The 17,185-nt window shown below is 63.7% G+C and carries 17 protein-coding genes and 1 pseudogene; 7 read left to right on the top strand and 11 right to left on the bottom strand.

Annotated features, from left to right (window positions below; genetic code table 11):
• A pseudogene (locus ACSR1C_RS18640) lies at positions 1-274 on the bottom strand (right-handed parallel beta-helix repeat-containing protein); the annotation flags it as partial.
• Between the two features lie 216 nt (positions 275-490).
• Positions 491-1,657 carry an acyltransferase family protein gene (locus ACSR1C_RS18635; protein WP_460260614.1) on the bottom strand — a complete coding sequence of 389 codons (1,167 nt, stop codon included), beginning with the start codon at positions 1,655-1,657 and terminating at the stop codon, positions 491-493.
• Positions 1,658-1,914: 257 nt separating this feature from the next.
• On the opposite strand from ACSR1C_RS18635, the gene ACSR1C_RS18630 reads away from it, so the two are divergent.
• Entirely contained in the window at positions 1,915-2,400 is a 486-nt protein-coding gene (locus ACSR1C_RS18630) for a hypothetical protein (RefSeq protein WP_460260613.1), read from the top strand.
• A 24-nt stretch (positions 2,401-2,424) separates the two neighbouring features.
• Here the strand turns inward: ACSR1C_RS18630 and ACSR1C_RS18625 are convergent, their stop codons facing one another.
• The gene (locus ACSR1C_RS18625; RefSeq protein ID WP_460260612.1) at positions 2,425-3,363 is read right to left on the bottom strand and encodes a glycosyltransferase family 2 protein; all 939 of its coding nucleotides are present in this window, start codon (positions 3,361-3,363) and stop codon (positions 2,425-2,427) included.
• A gap of 223 nt (positions 3,364-3,586) precedes the next feature.
• Here ACSR1C_RS18625 and ACSR1C_RS18620 point away from each other — a divergent pair, with 223 nt between their 5' ends.
• Positions 3,587-4,459 carry a glycosyltransferase gene (locus tag ACSR1C_RS18620; protein WP_460260611.1) on the top strand — a complete coding sequence of 291 codons (873 nt, stop codon included), beginning with the start codon at positions 3,587-3,589 and terminating at the stop codon, positions 4,457-4,459.
• A 188-nt stretch (positions 4,460-4,647) separates the two neighbouring features.
• Positions 4,648-5,583, top strand: coding sequence for a sialate O-acetylesterase (locus tag ACSR1C_RS18615; protein ID WP_460260610.1), 936 nt, complete (start codon positions 4,648-4,650; stop codon positions 5,581-5,583).
• Between the two features lie 25 nt (positions 5,584-5,608).
• On the opposite strand, the gene rfbA is transcribed toward ACSR1C_RS18615, so the two are convergent.
• The 7 genes from rfbA to rfbC are packed head-to-tail and all read right to left on the bottom strand — an operon-like array spanning position 5,609 to position 11,859.
• Positions 5,609-6,484 (bottom strand): glucose-1-phosphate thymidylyltransferase RfbA, encoded by an 876-nt coding sequence (gene rfbA, locus ACSR1C_RS18610; RefSeq protein WP_460260609.1) that lies wholly within the window; start codon positions 6,482-6,484, stop codon positions 5,609-5,611.
• A 41-nt stretch (positions 6,485-6,525) separates the two neighbouring features.
• On the bottom strand, positions 6,526-7,419 hold the full coding sequence (locus ACSR1C_RS18605; RefSeq protein ID WP_460260608.1) for a sulfotransferase family 2 domain-containing protein: 894 nt from the start codon (positions 7,417-7,419) through the stop codon (positions 6,526-6,528).
• Positions 7,412-8,263 (bottom strand): dTDP-4-dehydrorhamnose reductase, encoded by an 852-nt coding sequence (gene rfbD / locus ACSR1C_RS18600; RefSeq protein ID WP_460260607.1) that lies wholly within the window; start codon positions 8,261-8,263, stop codon positions 7,412-7,414. Before rfbD ends, ACSR1C_RS18605 begins: the two co-directional genes overlap by 8 nt.
• 12 nt (positions 8,264-8,275) lie before the next feature.
• Positions 8,276-9,346, bottom strand: a complete 1,071-nt coding sequence (locus ACSR1C_RS18595) for an acyltransferase family protein (RefSeq protein ID WP_460260606.1) — start codon at positions 9,344-9,346, stop codon at positions 8,276-8,278.
• 38 nt (positions 9,347-9,384) lie between these two features.
• Positions 9,385-10,437 carry a dTDP-glucose 4,6-dehydratase gene (rfbB, locus tag ACSR1C_RS18590; protein WP_460260605.1) on the bottom strand — a complete coding sequence of 351 codons (1,053 nt, stop codon included), beginning with the start codon at positions 10,435-10,437 and terminating at the stop codon, positions 9,385-9,387.
• The gene (locus ACSR1C_RS18585; RefSeq protein ID WP_460260604.1) at positions 10,424-11,275 is read right to left on the bottom strand and encodes a hypothetical protein; all 852 of its coding nucleotides are present in this window, start codon (positions 11,273-11,275) and stop codon (positions 10,424-10,426) included. Before ACSR1C_RS18585 ends, rfbB begins: the two co-directional genes overlap by 14 nt.
• Entirely contained in the window at positions 11,275-11,859 is a 585-nt protein-coding gene (gene rfbC / locus ACSR1C_RS18580) for a dTDP-4-dehydrorhamnose 3,5-epimerase (RefSeq protein WP_460260603.1), read from the bottom strand. The genes ACSR1C_RS18585 and rfbC overlap by 1 nt, the downstream gene beginning before the upstream one ends.
• A 286-nt stretch (positions 11,860-12,145) precedes the next feature.
• Here rfbC and ACSR1C_RS18575 point away from each other — a divergent pair, with 286 nt between their 5' ends.
• Together ACSR1C_RS18575 and ACSR1C_RS18570 are read left to right on the top strand one after the other, a co-directional pair.
• Complete coding sequence (locus ACSR1C_RS18575; RefSeq protein ID WP_460260602.1) at positions 12,146-12,739, top strand: VPLPA-CTERM sorting domain-containing protein; 594 nt, start codon at positions 12,146-12,148, stop codon at positions 12,737-12,739.
• A gap of 218 nt (positions 12,740-12,957) precedes the next feature.
• Positions 12,958-13,167, top strand: coding sequence for a hypothetical protein (locus ACSR1C_RS18570; RefSeq protein WP_460260601.1), 210 nt, complete (start codon positions 12,958-12,960; stop codon positions 13,165-13,167).
• Positions 13,168-13,210: 43 nt separating this feature from the next.
• On the opposite strand, the gene ACSR1C_RS18565 is transcribed toward ACSR1C_RS18570, so the two are convergent.
• Positions 13,211-14,209, bottom strand: coding sequence for a replication initiator protein A (locus tag ACSR1C_RS18565; RefSeq protein ID WP_460260615.1), 999 nt, complete (start codon positions 14,207-14,209; stop codon positions 13,211-13,213).
• 419 nt (positions 14,210-14,628) lie between these two features.
• Here ACSR1C_RS18565 and ACSR1C_RS18560 point away from each other — a divergent pair, with 419 nt between their 5' ends.
• Both ACSR1C_RS18560 and ACSR1C_RS18555 read left to right on the top strand, forming a co-directional pair.
• A complete protein-coding gene (locus ACSR1C_RS18560) occupies positions 14,629-16,023 on the top strand; it encodes an AAA family ATPase (protein ID WP_460260600.1) in 1,395 nt (464 codons plus the stop codon).
• 73 nt (positions 16,024-16,096) lie between these two features.
• Positions 16,097-17,119 carry a hypothetical protein gene (locus tag ACSR1C_RS18555; protein WP_460260599.1) on the top strand — a complete coding sequence of 341 codons (1,023 nt, stop codon included), beginning with the start codon at positions 16,097-16,099 and terminating at the stop codon, positions 17,117-17,119.
• Positions 17,120-17,185 lie beyond the last annotated feature (66 nt).

Here is a 17,185-nt window from a genome sequence, read left to right as displayed (position 1 = left end):
GATCGCCTTCCTGGAAGGTGTAATCGAACAGGATCCCGTCGAAGGTCAGGTTCGTCGCACCCCGGATATAGACGCTGGAAAACACCGCGGGATCGGACGGATCCGCCGAGGCGATGGTCACCGTATCGGGAAAGGACAGGTCGACGCCGGTATATTCGTTGAGCTTCAGCGCGCCGTAATCCCCGCCTTCCAGAAGAAGCGTTTCGCCGCCCGTTGCGTTGTCCAGGGCCTCGACAAGCTCTTCTGAATTGGAAACGTGTATAACTTCTGACATATGCCTACCTGCTTGGATGCGATTGTCCCGAAAGTTGATTGACCCGAAAGTTGATCCGCTTTGCCTGGGACTAAAATCAGCAGGAAACCGGACTGTTCTGATGACCAAAATGCGGCGGTGAAAGGGCAATCGGTTACAGTTGTTGCACTGCACCGTCGGGCTGTTTTCGGTGGGGCGACAATCGTTGGGCAATGGCCCCGCGTCCGAAGGTGCCGGTTATCCCGAAAAGGGCCGCGCCACGCCGCTGCCCTGAATCCGGTGCTGCAGTTTTTGCACCAGTCTTGCGGTCAGGAACCGACCCGGACATTCGATAAAGCGATGGCTGTATCCCGCCAGCCAGACCACCAGCAGCACGAAACCGATCGCCACGGCATCCATCCCAAGCGGCGGCCCGAAGTCGAACAGCATTATGGTCTTGTCACCGAACGGCACCGGGCTGCGCAGGGTCACGCCCGACAGATGCTCTGCCATGGCGACGGTCTGCCCGAAGCCCCAATAGACAAAGGCATGGATCATGTAGATCGAATAGGACCGGGTGCCCAGCATCTGGAACAGGGGCGCGCGCAACCCGCCTGACAGCCGTCCCTGTTCCAGGGCGAAGATGCCGATCGCCAGGGCGAAGGGCAGGGGAAGCAGCCAGCGCAAAGGCGCGCCATGGCCGACCCCCGACGCCAGGCCCACGATCATTCCGGCCATCACGAGTTCCATGGCACTGGCGAAGCGCAGCCGCCGGTGGCGGATCCGCGTGAACAGCCGGTATGCGATGTATCCGGTGAAAAATCCCAGTTGGGCCCGGAACAGCCCGGCGCCGAAGAACGCCCCGAAGCCCGGATCGAGCAGACCCGCGATCACCAGCGCCGAAGCCAGCATGATCGCGGCCATCGCCGGGCGCCGCATGCGGAACGGTATCAGGCAGACCAGGCCGAAGGTGGCATAGGCCCAGAATTCGGCGCTGATGCTCCAGGACGGAAAGTTCAGCCAGAACCTGGTTTCATTGCGGAAAGCATGGACCAGAAACAGGCTTTCCAGGGTGAATTTCGGCGGCGATGCGGCGGCGATTGCGCCCGTCAGACCGGGCAGCAGCATCGCGACCAGCGGCTTGGCCCCTGTCAGGGCGACGAACAGCAAAAGCATCGCTGCATGCAGGGGCCAAAGCCGGCCGATGCGGCGGATCATGAACAGGGCCAGCGCACGCGCATCCGCGATATGCCCCGTGCAGGAATGGGCAATGACGAAGCCGCTCAGCACGAAAAAGAAATCGACGAAGATGTCGCTGTTGCGCACCAGCGGAATGCCGAACAGTGTACCGTGGAACGGGCCATGCAGCAGCACGACCATGATGGCGAACAGGCCACGCAGGCTGTCGAGGGCAAGAAACCGCATATTCCTGTGCTCCCGTGAAAAATGCCCTTGGAAATACATTGAAAAGAATGGTTTATATTTCCTTAATTTTCATGGTGCGGACCGGGCTGGCTTTGCCGCCTTTTGCCGCTTTGCTGCCGCCTAATTGCGCGGGGCAGGGAAAATCTGCCGGATCGCGCTGTATATGTTTCGGAAAAGTTACGCCGGGGCCGAATAATCTTGTTATGGCTGTGGCAATCCGTTGAGGGTTTTTACATCGCGCATCCAGGAGCTTGGGAATGTTTGGATTTGCCGTCGAAAAATCTGCTAGGGCGGGGGTTGTCCTTGGTCTTGGCCTTTTGGCTGCGACCGCAGTTCTGGCCCGGCCTGAACGTGGCCTGTCTGCGCTGAGCTGGCCGGACCATGCACCGGTGATTGTGCTGCACAGCGAACCGGGGCGGTTTCTGGCGGCGCATTTCGGGCAGAGTTTCCGCATCATTCCGGGGCGCGACGACAGGGCGGTTTGCCCGGAAGGGCTCTGCGGCATGACCAAAGCCTGGTATGATGCCCGTCTGACCGAGATCGCCACCGCCGCCGGGTTTCTGCTTCCCGCGAAACAGTCCGAACGTCCCTTGCCCGCGACGGCGCGCATTCTTGTCGAAAGCGAAGAGCGCATCCTGCCCGAATTGTCGGCCTCTGCCATCCTACCGTTTGTGGCGACCGCTTTGGGCGCGGTGCTGATCTGGCTGCCCCTGCCGGGAAAAAGCCGGCGGCGCCGGGGCTGAACAGGCCGGAAAGCCCGCGCCGGATCAATACCCCTGCAGCCAGTCCGCGCGCTGGCGCCAGACCTCGGACCACAGCTGAAGCCGACTGTCGGATCTGGGCCCCGGGCGCAGCCGGGCCAACCCCTTCGAGGCGGCTAGGCGCAGACCCGCCCAGCCCCGCATCAGGGCCAAGCCCAGCGGCACTTTCCAGCCCGTCCAGTGGTCGCGCATCAGCGTGACCCGCGCCTTGGCAAGCAGCACCTGCTTTTCCGGCCGGGTCGCGCTGGCGGCGCCCACGATATGCATGATCTCGGCCTCGGGGGTGATCAGCGGCCGGTATCCCAGCCGTGCCGCCCGGTGGCACAGGTCGGCCTCTTCGCCATACATGAAATAGCGCAGATCGAACCCACCCAACTGATCCCAGAGCGCGCGGCGGATCAGCAGGAAACAGCCCACCACCACATCCACCTGTCGCACACTGTCGCGGTCCCAGCCGCACAGGGCCTCGGGGTTGAAGAGCCGCGAGGCCGGAAACGCCGCGGTCAGCCCGGTGGCCGAGCAGAAGGTGCTCCACAGCGTGATCCGGCCCCAGCAGGACGCGATGTTGAGGCGGCCATCGGGAAAGACCGTGCGCCCGCCATAGATCCCGCCTTCGGGATGGGTGCGGGCGAAGGCCATCAGATTGTCCACCGCGCCCTCGTGGCATTCGGTATCGGGGTTGAGCAGCAGCAGCCATTCGGTATCGGCCCCGGCCGCAACCTCGTTGTTGGCGCGGGCAAAGCCCAGATTATCGGCCGAGCGGATCAGCGCGACCTGCGGAAATTCCGCCGCGATAGCGTCCGCGGATCCATCTTGGGAATCATTGTCGAACACGACGGTGCGAAACGGCGTTGCCTGCGTCGTGGCATACAGCGTGCGCAGCGCGGCCAGGGTCAGGTCGCGGGTGTTGTAGCTGACGATGATGACAGTCAGTTCAGGCGGCATGGACCCAGGAAAGCGGCGGCTGCGGTTCCCCGAAGATGTAACAGCTTCGGCCCCGCCCCCGCGAGAAAAAACACGACCCATCCGGCAAATGTTTTCCGGTCCGGGCCCGGGTGGCGCATTTTGCACCGGCATCAGGTCGGGGCGGGGTTTTTATGCTTGGTTTCAGGCCTGATCCGGTTAGGCTTCGAGCTGTGCGGATTTCCACAGCATTGGACCCGATTGCATGACCAGCCTGTCCGACTTTTCCGATCTGCCTCATGTTCTGATGACCCGGTTCAACCTTGCCACACCGGGGCGCGAGGCCGAGATCCGCAACAAACCGGACTGGCTGGAGGGGCGCTTCGAACTGTTCGAACGCTTCTGCCTGCCCTCGGTGGGCAACCAGACCACGCCGGATTTCACCTGGATCATCTATTTCGACAAGGATACGCCCCAGCCCTTCAAGGACCGGATCACCCGCCTGCAGCGCGAGATGCCGTTCAGGGCCTATTACACCGGGCTTTTCCCGGCCGAGGGCTGGCCGCGCTCGCTGACCGAGGAACTGGGCCCGCTGCCGGATCATGTCCTGACCAGCCGGCTGGACAACGACGATGCCCTGGCCGTGGATTACATGGCCCGCACCCGCGCGGCGGCACAGGCGCATCTGGCCGCGGCACCGGCCTTGCCGCTGACGCGCCGGGCCGGGATCGTCATTACCAACGGCTTCATCCGCTCGGACAGCCGCTGCTACCGCATCAGCCACCCTTGCAACGCCTTCACCAGCTGGCTGGAATCCACGGCCGATCCGTCGGCCCTGAAGTCGGCGATGGGCATTGCCCATATGGACGCCGCCACGCAGGGGGGGCTGGTGCAGGTTCCTGGTCCCGGGGGCTGGCTGCAGGTGGTGCATGGCGGCAATGTCTCGAACAAGGTGCGCGGCCTGCGGATGCGGCCCGAACAGATGCAGGGGCGGTTCCTGCATCCCGGCGCCCTGGAGGGGCTGGAGCCCGCCGGAAGCCTGTCGGTGGCGCTGGAAAACGCGGTGGTCGCCCCGGTGCGCAACGGGCGCGATAATCTGCTGGGGATGGTCCGGCAATTGCGCAAGGCGTTCGGATAGTCCGCCCACCGCCCTTTCGATACCTATTCTTAACATAATGTTCATTATCAGATCGCTATCATGGCTGCCGTTTTCATAAGCCGGAACAAACCCATCACGCATAAAATCCGGAATACGCCCCTTCCGCTCTGCCGTCACACATGCCAGCATTGTCTTGCTTTCCCCATCCTGCTGTTTGGATACTTGCTTTGAACCTTTGGTCACGTCTGCTGTTGCAGGGCTTTGTGCTTTTGTTCGTTTTTCTTGCCGGTGCCTATTGGGGGGGCCGCTCTGACGGACCGAAAACCTCTTTCGCCGAGGCGAAATACCAGATTCGCAAGACCCTGAAATTGCCGAAGAACTGGTACCCATTGCCGGCGCAGTCCGCCCCGGCAGATCGGCAGCCCGTGCCCTGCCCCGACCCCGGCCGGGCGCTGGTTATCGCGACCGGCGGACAATCGAATGCCGCCAACGAAAACACCCGGCGCATCGAAACCGCACCGGACCAGAATGTCTTTACCTGGCACGATGGCCGCTGCTTTGTAACCCGCGATCCGGTCTTGGGGGCGTCGGGGACCGGCGGCAGCCTCTGGGGGGGGCTGGGGACGCGCCTGGCCCGGGATCTCGGCCGGCCCGTGCTGCTTGTGAACGGCGCGATCGGCGGCACCCAGATCGCCGATTGGCTGGACGAACGTTCGGGATATTACCACGCCTTCGCCACCCGGATCGCCGCCGCCCGGGCGGCCGGGTTCGAGCCGACCCTGATCCTGTGGCACCAGGGTGAAACGGATGCGGCGATCGAAACGGATATGGCGCTGTTGAAACAGCAGCTCCAGACACTCACCAGCCGGCTGCTGGCCGATATGCCCGAAAGCAGGTTGTACCTGTTCCGGACATCGAAATGCATCGGGGCCCGGCGCAGAAACGGCGTCGCGACCGTGCGCCGGGTTCAGACCGAGGTGGCCCATGAAAACAGCCGCATTGTCGCGGGCATGAACACCGATCTTCTGGACAATGACTATCGCTCGGACAGATGCCATTTCAACAGTCTGGGACGTGCCGCGATTATCGAGCATATCGCGCCTGACCTGGCCGAAATGGTCCTGCACCCCGACCGTGTGCCGGACGGTCCCGCCTCCCCCTGAGCGAAGCGGGGCCGCTGCGCCGGGATTACTCTTTGCTCAGCCGCGCCAGGTATTTCCCGTAATCGGTCTTGCGGAACAATTTGGCCCGCTCCGCCAGCCCGGCGTGGTCGATCCAGCCCTGGGCATAGGCGATTTCGTCCGGGTTGCCTACCTGCAGCCCCTGGCGCAGCTGCAGCGTGCGCACGAAGTTGCCCGCGTCCAACAGGCTGGCATGGGTGCCGGTATCCAACCAGGCATAGCCGCGGCCCATCCGCTCGACCGTCAGCGTGCCCTCGGCCAGGTACATCTCCAGCAGGGTCACGATTTCCAACTCGCCGCGCGGCGACGGTTTTACCGCCCGAGCCTTTTGCGGCGCGGTGCCGTCGAGGAAGTAAAGCCCGGTCACCGCGTAATCCGAGGGCGGGACCTCGGGCTTTTCGATGATCGACTGCACTTTGCCGTCCTTGTCGAATTCCACCACGCCGTAACGCTCGGGATCGGCCACATGATAGCCGAAGACGGTGCCGCCCGCGGGCTGCGCATCGGCCTTGGTCATGATCTCGGGCAGGCCGTGGCCGAAGAAGATGTTGTCGCCCAGCACCATGGCCGAGGGCGCGCCGTCCAGGAAATCCTCGCCCAGGATATAGGCTTGGGCCAGCCCGTCGGGCGAGGGCTGCACCACATACTCGATCGTCAGGCCCCACTGGCTGCCATCTTGCAGCAGGCGCTGGAACTGGGGCTGGTCGTCGGGGGTGGTGATGATCAGGATCTCGCGGATCCCCGCCAGCATCAGCACTGACAGCGGGTAATAGATCATCGGCTTGTCATACAGCGGCAACAGCTGCTTCGACACCCCCATAGTAATCGGATACAGCCGCGTGCCAGAGCCCCCGGCCAGAATGATGCCTTTGCGTTTGGTCATGTCTGCTAATCCGTCCGTTCTGCGTGTTACTGGAAAATGGTTCAGGAAAACAGCAAGTCATCGCTGCCGAAATGCGCGGTGTAAACCGCGATGTCGTCGGCATAAAGCTGCGCCACCGCCCGGACCAGCCCGTCATCGAACAGCGCGGAATGGGATGGCGCCCGCCCGGCCATCTTCATGCGCGCGATCTCGGCGATCGGGGTGTCGGCGTGACAGACACCGCTGTCCAGCGTCAGCCGGTCGGTGCCGTGATCGGTCAGCCGGCGCGCATCCTGCACCGTGAAACCGATCCGGGCCTCCAGCGTGCGGATCACCTGGGAAAAATGCTCAAGCTGGAACACATCGTCATAGTCTTCATAGACCAGAAATGCGACCTGCGGCGCCCAGTGATGATTGGCCATCAGCCCGTTGGGATGCTGCAGCAGGGCGATAAAATCGCGAAAGGTGAATCGTTCCGGGTTCAGCGGCCGCTCTCCGCGCAGGCGGCGCCGGGCCTTGCGCTGAAACACCTTCAGCGCCGGAAGATCCTTCAGCGGCGCATTGCACAGCAGGCGCGTCACGTAATCGTCCCGGCCGACGATCTTGTCCAGAAACACGCTGGCCAACCGCCTGTAGGGGCAGCGCAGCACCACAAAGGCATAGTCCGCGGTCAACACCTCGGCCAGCGTCGCCCCGAATGTATGGTTGTTTTCGTGAATCCAGTTCACATCACCGGGATCCGCGATACAGCCATTGGCCTGGGCCAGCGAAAACCGCAGCGTCGAGCAGCCGTTCTTGGGAATGAAGCTATAGACCGCCCGCGCGCCATAGATCGACAGCGCGTGTTCGGCGGCAAAACCATGGGCGGCATTCTTCGCCAGCGGTCCGTAATCGGCCCGGGCATAGCGCAGCCGCCGCGTGGCGGTGCCGGCCGGCGGAAGCTGCCCCTCAGCCATGGTCCAGCTCTGCAATCACCGCATCCAGCCCGGCGCGCCAGTCCGGCCGGGCGATGCCGAAGACCTCGGTCAGGGTGGCACAGTCCATCCGCGAATTCAGCGGCCGCGCGGCGGGCGTGGGATAGGCCGAGGTCGCGATATCGGTCACCGTGACCGCACAACCGGCCTGCGCGAAGGTTTCGCGCGCGAAACCGGCCCAGCTCGTGTCGGGCGCGCCCGAAAAATGATAGGTGCCCGCCGCATCGGGGCGCGCGATCAGCGTGTCGGCCATGACCAGCAGCGCCGCGGCGATATCGGCGGCGGGCGTGGGTCCGCCGATCTGATCGGCCACCACAGTCAGCGCGTCGCGGGTTTGCGCCAGCCGCAGCATGGTTTTCACGAAATTGCCGCCATGGGCGGAAAACACCCAGGAGGTGCGCAGTATCGCATATACGCCGCCCGCCGCGCGCACGCCCTCTTCGCCCGCCAGCTTGGTGCGGCCATAGGCGCCCAGCGGCCCGGTCGGGTCATCGGGCTTCCAGGGCGCGGTGCCGCCGCCCTCGAACACGTAATCGGTAGACACATGCACGAAGGGTATGCCGCGCGCGGCACATTCGCGGGCCATCGCCGCGGGGGCCGCGCCATTGATCAGGGCGGCGGTGTCTTCCTCGGTCTCGGCGCGGTCGACCGCGGTATAGGCGGCGGCGTTGATCACCGCATCGGGGGCATGATCGGCAATCGCGGCGGCACAGGCGGCGGGGTCGGTCAGATCGGCACCATCGCGGCCCAGAAAGGTCGCATCGGGCGCCAGACGGGCCAGTTCGGTGGCCACCTGGCCGGTCTTGCCGAAGATCAGAAGTTTCACGTATGTGCTCTTTTAGTTCAGGCCATTACCGGCAAGAGGGGAAACGCGCACCGGCTTCGACCGCAAGCGCAGAAACGGTTTTTCGATCAGATGCCATGACAGAATGGCACAGATCAAAGTGGCAGGAAATGCTAGGGCCATGTTCATGACAGGGGATGTCACACCCTGTGACGCCACTATTTGCTGAATCGGGAAAGCATAGATGTACATGCCATAAGAATAATCCCCAAGACGGTTATAGGGCAGAAGCGCCGGCACCTGCGCATATCCAAGCATGAATGTGATATACACAAAAGAGACGGTGAACAGGGGCAGGAACAGGGGTGTAGGCCATGCTAGGGCCGCGATTATCGCCAAGCCCCCGGCTACCGGCCACGACAGCGGAACGGTCGAACGCCAGACCCATAGAAGAGTGCCCAGCGTAAAAGGAAAGCCCAGGTAAAGAAGCTGCCGCAGCCGCCAGTGCATGCCATAAAAGACACCGATCACGCCGCAAACCAGCACAAGAAGCACGATTGCCGCAACAAAATGACGTGGCCGCCCGAGCAGTCCCAACACACCGGCCAGAACAACGCCTACATAACACAACACTTCATAAGCCAGCGTCCAGAGCGACCCGTTGGTAATGGGTCCGTAAGGCGTACTTTCGAAGACACCAGGAAGCTCGAACTGCAAATCGAACAGGGTCAGGTTGTGTAGGAAATATTCGGGCGTGGCGGACCAGTAGATCTCAGAGGGGGCCTGCGTCAAGAAAAAGCCGCCCACCAGAATGGTAACGGCCAGCATGACAGCAAGAGCCGGAAACAGCCGCAGGATTCGGGCTGTGAAAAAGGACCGGAAAGAGTTTTTCTGGCTAAAGCTGCGCGCAATGAAGAACCCCGAAATGGCAAAAAACATGAAGACGGCGACCCGCCCCAAGTTCGTACCTTTCAGAATGGGTGCAAGTGGTGTCGGCGTACCTTCACCGAGGCTGAGGGGATAGGCATGCGAGACCAGAACACTGCTTGCAGCAATCATTCTCAGCAGATTGAAATTATTGTCGTACCCAGCAGAACGGTCTGAGATAGTCCGAGAAAATTTCATGTCCCAATCCCCTTTTTCGATAAAAGCGTAGGTTAAATCTATGCCACCCCCAGCCGCTTGCCCACGCCATCCCGGTTCAGCAGCGCGCGCCACCAGTCCTCGTTGTCCAGATACCATTGCACGGTCTTTTCCAGACCCTGTTCCAGCGTGACCGAGGGGCGCCAGCCCAGTTCGGTGCGGATGCGCGTGGGGTCGATCGCATAGCGCGCGTCATGGCCGGGCCGGTCGGTGACGAAGGTGATCTGCTCGGCATAGGGCGCGGCGCCGGGGCGCTTTTCATCCAGGATGGCGCAGATCGTGCGCACCAGGTCGATGTTGCGCGCCTCGTTCTCGCCGCCGATATTATAGCTGCGCCCCAGCACGCCCCGACCCACCACCAAAAGCAGCGCGTCGGCGTGATCCTCGACATACAGCCAGTCGCGGATATTGGCGCCGGTGCCGTAAACCGGGATCGGCGCGCCGGCCAGCGCCTTCAGGATCACCACCGGCACCAGCTTTTCGGGGAAATGGAACGGCCCGTAATTGTTCGAGCAATTGGTCATCACCACCGGCAGGCCGTAGGTTTCGTACCAGGCCCGCACCAGATGATCCGACCCCGCCTTCGAGGCGGAATAGGGACTGTTGGGTGCATAGGGCGTCTCTTCGGTGAAGAGGCCGGTCTCGCCCAAAGTGCCGAACACCTCGTCGGTCGAGATATGGTGAAAGCGAAAGCTGTCCGGCTTGCCCTGCCCCGCCCAATAGGCGCGCGCGGCCTCGAGCATGTTGTAGGTGCCGGTGATGTTGGTGTCGATGAAGGCGCCCGGCCCATCGATCGAACGGTCGACATGGGACTCGGCCGCCAGATGCATCACCGCATCGGGCCGGTGGGTGGCAAAGATCCGGTCCAGCGCGGGGCGGTCGCGGATATCGGCCTGCTCGAACGTATAAAGCGGGCTCTGGGCCGCCTCGCCCACATTGTCCAGGCAGGCGGCATAGGTCAGCGCATCGACATTGACCACGCGCAGGCCGCGCGCCACCGCCAGCCGCACCACGGCCGAACCGATGAACCCGGCGCCGCCGGTAATCAGGATCGTCTTGTCAGTCGCTTTCATGGACACGCCTTCCCAAAATCTTTCGTAAGCCGGCCGTACCCGGCAGGCGGTTCATTGCCCCATAAACCGGGCCCAGCCCGTCCTTCATGCGGGTGATCGCCGGATGGTCGAAATTCTCGGGCATCTCGGTGCCGTCGATCCGCACCCGGCTGGCCCGGCCCTTGATGCCGTGACGCGCGACCCCGGCCCGGTCCAGCGCATAGCGCACCAGGCTTTCGGAATGCAGCGGGCGGCCTTCTGCCTGACAGAAATCCCGGGTCACGCCGATTCGGGTGCCCCAGGCGCGAATCGCCGGTTCGCCGGCGCAGACCGCAAAGCGGTCATTCGCGCCGCCATAAGGGCCCCAATAGGGCAGCCAGACCCCTGCCCCGCCCTGCCGCATGGTTTTCGCGGCGCGGGCGACAGCACTGTGCAGGCTGTCGTGATAGCGCAGATCGGGCCGGCAGAAGAGGCAGATATCGGCGCCGTCCGCCAGCGCGGCCCTGGCCACGATGTTGATCGAATGCAGTTGGTGAACCAGGTTGCGCAGCGACCGGAACCCGTCCTCGAATTCGTCGCCATAGGCCTTGAGCCCCGCGAAATCCCATTGATCGAGACAGGTTTCAGGCGGCTCCAGCCGCAGCCAGTCGGGATGCAGCAGCGCATGTTCGCCGGCCACCATGGTGCCCCGCTCGCCGCTGCGCGGGTTGTCCACCGTGGTCTGCTCGAAGAAATGGGCATAGACCGTGGCCTTTCCAGCCGCGCGGGCGGGGGCCAGCACATTGGCCTCGATCGATCCGATGGTCCGGGTCAGCGACCGGGTGATTCCGAAAAAACAGACCGCAACCCGAAGCGCCATCAGCTGTCCGCCAACATGTCTTGGGAATAGGCAAAGGGGCTGTCGAAATCGGCCAGCGCCGGGGCCGCCGCGTCCTTGTCCGACAACAGCGGCGCCTCCACGCCAGCGACTTCGGGCCAGTCGATGCCGGCGCTGTCCCAGCGCACCGCGCCGTCGCAATCGGGCGCATAGTGATCGGTGCATTTATAGACGATCTCGGCGTCGTCGGTCAGGGTCAGGAACCCGTGCAGAAAGCCCGCAGGGATCCACAGCTGCACCCCGTTTTCGAAGCTCAGCTCGGCGCCCACCCATTGGCCATAGGTCGGGCTGCCGCGGCGAATATCGACGGCCACGTCATAAATCGCGCCGCGCCCGCAGCGCACCAGCTTGCCCTGGGCGTGGGGGGGCGATTGGAAATGCAGGCCCCGGACCGTGCCGGCCTGGGCCGACATGGAATGGTTGTCCTGCACGAAATCGGGCAGATCCAGCCCGGCCTCGGCCAGGGTCCTGCGGTTCCAGCTTTCGGAAAAGAAGCCCCGGGCGTCGCCGAAGCGGCGAGGGGTCAGAAGCATGACGCCGGGAAGGGAAGTCGTCTCTATCTTCATGAAATGAATGTCCGGGCAAAGGCAATGGGGACAGAGTTAGCAACTGCAGCATAATCTGTCACGCGGGATTCCCCCAACCCGAATCGACTTCTGGAACGCCATTATCCCCCTGTGGCACACAATGGCCGTATTTTGGCCACAATGCCCTAATATGCTGCGGATTGTCTGCCTTGAAAACAATTCCTGCGTGTATTTCAGGGCCTGTTAACTTTTTCCTTTCCCTTCTTCGTATACGCCGCGTAGCTTGATGGTAATTGCTTTATTCATCATCATAACGAGGGCGGCTATGAACGCTATTTTCAAATTTTTCGTGGTACCGGCTTTTGCCATTGGCATTGCTGCCACCAATGCTGATGCAAGCACGGTCGACTTCACGGTCGATGCAAGCGCATCGTCGATCGTGATTACCGACGGCACCGACTACTGCACCGCCGGGGATTGCGTAAGCACCGAGATCGCTTTCTCGAACGATTTCAGCTTCTCGCTGGCGGAAGGTGAATCCAACGAATTCGACTTCATCACCTGGACCGGTGAAGGAAGCGGGTTCGGCACCTACACGGTCGAAGCGACGCTCGCCTTCTCGGCGCCGAGCAGCTTTACTGTCGACGGCTCGGGTGTCGTTGGCCTCGCGACCATAAGCGGCAACATCATTGGCGGCCATCTGGTCTGGACCAACCTGCCGACGACGCTGGTCCTGTCCGACGGTTCGGTCATCGGGCTGGATTTCCAGGACGGTATGGGCCTGCTCGGCGGCTCGTCGATCACCACCACGGCCACGGTCATGCTGATTTCCGCGGTCCCGCTGCCCGCCGGTGGCCTGCTGCTGCTCGGCGCGCTTGGCGGTCTGGGCGCGGTACGCCGGCGTAAGCGGGCCGCCTGAGATCAGGCTGGCCCCCGCGAAACGTGGACAGTATAATCAAGATGATGACGGGCGGTCCAAATGGGCCGCCCGTCTCCGTTTGACCGTCCGGTCTATACCTGCCCGGCCCCGAATCTGTAAAACACAGGCCGGTTGCCATCCCTCCCGCACCTTGCCGCCACATTTTCACCTTATTGCGCTGGTCTTCTTAAAGGGCGCAAATGGCAGGAGGGATGACCGTGATCGCACTCATCTTTGCAGGATCCATAATCGGCTATGTTTCGGCCGGGCTCACGCTTTTGCTGACCGGATCCGCCTTGGCCAGCTTTGTGGTCTTCCTGTCGGCCGGCCTGCTGGCCACGCTCGCCCTTGCCGTGCTCCGGGCCATGCGCGGGCCGCAACGCCCGGCATATGACCGCGCCCCCCTGCCCCTTCCGCATTCGTCCTGATCCCGCCCGCGTGCCTTTGCAATTTCGCGCGTGAAACCGGGGATCAGCCGCTTTGGCCTCCGGCCCGGCTGCGGACATAGCCCAGAAACGCGCGGTCGGCCGATCGCAACCGTGGCCGGCCCGATCCGGCCCAATAGCCGCGCCAGTCAGCCTCCAGCGCATAAACGTCCCAGCCCGGCGCCAGCGCGCGCGCGGCTTCGAAGGTTTCGGCCGCCAGCGGCGGCAGGCCGGGCGCATCGGGCTCCAGCATCGCGTTTCGCGGCGTGAACCGCACGATGTCGCCGGGCTCTTCGGCAAGGCAGTAATCGGGCAGATGATCGGCCACGATCATCTCGCGCAGCATGGCGCGGAACACCCGCCGGGGCGAGGCCGAGCCGGATTTCTTCAGCAGCGTCTCGACCGAAACCCGCCATTCGGGCTGCCGGCCGCAATGCTTGCGCGCCAGCTCATAGATCCGCCGCTCCAGCGGCTTGCGCAGCCGGAAGTAATCGCGGCTCAGCGTCAGCACCGATTTCGACAGCACCGCGCGGTACAGCCATTCCGACAACGTCACCATGACCGACACCATGCGCCCGCCCCGGGTCTTGCGCACCACCTCCCAGGATTCGATCAGGCCGAAGCCGCGGGTCGTCTCTTCGGTGCCGGTGGTCATGTTGGTGGTGATGCGGGTGCCCGCCAGCCGCTCGAAGGCCTGGATCAGCCGGCGATAGGCATCGCCCGAAGTTTCCCTGTTGGTGGCCACCAGCAGGTCGTGCGCCTTCAGGTGCAGCGTGCGGCTGACCGCCCGGCCCGCGTTCAGCGCCGCCATCAGCTGGCTGATACAGAAGATCAGGATGTCCTTGTCGTGGATCGTCGCCAACCCCTTGACCGAAGGCGTGACCTCGATCCGCACGCCGTTATGGGCGTAATTCAGAATGCGCCGGTCCGGCCGCGTGGCCAGCGAAAAGAGCGGATGCTCCATGCTGCCCAGATCGTCCTTGGGGACCGCGTCGAAAATATCGCAGACGAAGAAATCCGCCTGCGGATGCCTGTCGGGGGCCATGCTGCTGCTCACTGCCCGTCTCCACGTTTCGTGGTTTCATTGACACCCAGCCTAAGGTTATCCACAAAGTCCGTCCAGCCCGGCTTTCGGGGGATCGGAGTCGTGCGAACGGGGGATCAGAGTCGCCATATCGGGGGTTCAGAGTCGCACAAGACCCGAAATTCTGAAAATTCCCGTTCTGTTTCAAGGTATTGCCGGGGTGCCCGGAACGCCTTAACTTATAAATAACACAAATATAACAGCGAAAAAATTTAAAGGCCCCAAGATGCGGCGCTGAATCCAGATCCACGTACCCTATCCAAACCCTTGGAATTGCATGGAAAACATAAAGTGCGTCATATCCTGACTTACATGTGCGCTGTTTTGTGATAGATTGCTGAAAACAGGCAACATCATCTGGGCGAGGGCAGGCCATGGTCATGAAACGCGGCAAGGAGCGGGACGAGCTTCCCCCCTATTTCCGTATCGATCCCGAGGCCGCGCTGGCCGAATTGGGCGCCCCCACCGGCACCGCCGATTTTGCCGCACTGGCCGATGCCTGTGCAAGGGGGCGCAGCGATCTGGCCGGGCGCGGCATGGACGAGGCCGGGCGCAAGACGCTGCGCCCGTTCTCGACCTGGGAAATCACCCGGTATCTGATCCCGGTCGCGCCTCAGCATTTCCGCCGGGTGCTCAAACAGAACCCCGACCTGCCGCAGGGCCGCTCGGAAACCGAGACCGGCGCGAAATGGTTCACCCTGGACGAGGTGCTGCGCCTGCGCGCCCATTTCGGGGCCGAAGGGTCGAAGGCCAAGGAATACCTGCCCTACCGCCCTGCCGGCCTGCCCGCCAAGATCGTCGCGGTGGCCAACTTCAAGGGCGGGGTCGGCAAGACCAGCACGGCGGCGCATCTGGCGATGTCGGCGGCGCTGGACGGCTACAAGGTGCTTGTGGTGGATCTGGACAGCCAGGGGTCGATGACATCGCTGTTCGGCGGCCGGGTCGAGGATGAGTGGCAGACCGTGTTCCCGCTGATCGCGCGCCATTACGCCGCTCATCTGCGAACCGAGAACCAGGCGCGCATGGGCCGCGGCGAGCCCCCCTTCCCGATCGACGATACGCTGGCCGACGCGCTGAAGGTCAATGCCCGCGATCTGGTCCAGAGCACCCACTGGCCCAATATCGACCTGATCGGCGCGCAGCTGAACCTGTATTGGGCCGAGTTCCAGATCCCGGTCTGGCGGATGCAGGGCCATGGCTGGAAGCTGTGGGATGCGTTGACGGACACGCTGACGGCCGACGGGCTGCTGGACGCGTATGACATCGTGTTCCTCGATACCCCCCCGGCCCTGGGCTATCTGACGATCAATGGGCTGGCGGCCTCGGATATCCTGCTGGTGCCGCTGGGCGCCTCGTTCCTGGAATTCGACAGCACCGGGCGGTTCTTCGACATGCTGCATTCCACCTTCCGCTCGATCGAGGAGGGCGAGAACATGGCCGCCCGCGCCCTGGGCCGCGACGAGCTGGCGTTTGAATGGGATGCGGTGCGCGCGGTGGTGACGCGCTATGACGGCGCCCAGCAGGCCGAACTGGCCGGGCTGATGCAGGCCTATCTGGGCCGCAATCTGAGCCCCTACCGGCAGGATTACACCGCGCTGATCGGTCAGGCCGGCGAGCGGGTGTCGGGGATCTATGAGGCCGATTACCGCGATTTCAACCGCGAGACCTATATGCGCGGGCGCGAAACCTTCGATGAAACCTATGCCGCCTTCAAGCGGCTGCTGGTCGGCTGCTGGCGGCGCGAGGAACGCGCGGTCGGCGAGGCCGCCGCATGAGCCCGCGCGCAGCCCTTACCCCGTCTGAACCTTTTGCCGGGCAGGATCGGACCCGCCAGAACAGGAGGCAGCCATGGCCAAACGCAAACGTCTGACCCCGGCGCGGGATACGTTCCTGACCCCGCCTGACCTTGAAACCAAGTCTCTAAGTGCCCGGTTCGGGTCGGATCCCGCACCGGTGCGCGCCGCCCCGATCGCCCAGGTCGCTGGCGCCGCCGCCGCCAGCGCCGCGCTGGACGAGGTCACGCGCGAACTGACCGCCGCCCGGGCCGAGGGACGGCTGGTGCAGGCGCTGCCGCTGGCGGCGGTCGAAGAGGATCATCTGGTGCGCGACCGGCTGGCCGCCGATCCCGACGAGATGGCCGCGCTGGAGGCGTCGCTGCGCGCGCGCGGCCAGCAGGTGCCGATCGAGGTGGTCGAGCTGGGCGCGGGCCGGTTCGGGCTGATTTCGGGCTGGCGCCGGCTGCGGGCGCTGCGCCGCCTGCATGACGAGACCGGAGAGAGCCGTTTTGCCACGGTACAGGCTCTGTTGCGCCGCCCCGAGGGCGCGGCCGACGCCTATCTGGCGATGGTCGAGGAAAACGAGATCCGCGCCGGTCTGGGCCATTACGAGCGCGCCCGGATCGCCGCCAAGGCGGCCGAACTGGGGGTCTATGCCGATGTGGGCACGGCGCTGCGGGCGCTGTTCGCCTCGGCCAGCCGGGCGAAACGGTCCAAGATCGGCTCTTTCGTCACGCTGCACCGGGGGCTTGGCGATGCGCTGCGGTTTCCCGCCGCGATCCCGGAACGGCTGGGCCTGGCGCTGGTCAAGGCGCTGGAAACCGATCCGGGGTTCGAGAAACGCGCGAAACAGGCTCTGTTACATCTCAACCCGACTGATGCGGCGGCCGAGCAGGCCGAACTGGCCCGGCTGCTGGCCCCGAAAAAGACCCCGCGCCCGACCCTGGACATGCCCGAGGATGCCGAAGTCATCGCGCCGGGCGTCTGGCTGCAGGTGTCCGGCGGCGCGCTGCGGCCGCGCTATACGCTGTCGGGCCCGAAGGTGACCGGCGAATTCCGCGCCCGGCTGACGGCCTGGCTGGCCAGCGACAGCTAGGTGTTTCGCGTGCGAAACAGGCTCTGTTTCGACTTTCCTCTTTTGAAAATGTTTCGCGCGCGAAAC

The sequence above is a fragment of the Actibacterium sp. D185-2 genome (assembly GCF_054954595.1).
This window is presented reverse-complemented; position numbering and strand designations above follow the sequence as displayed.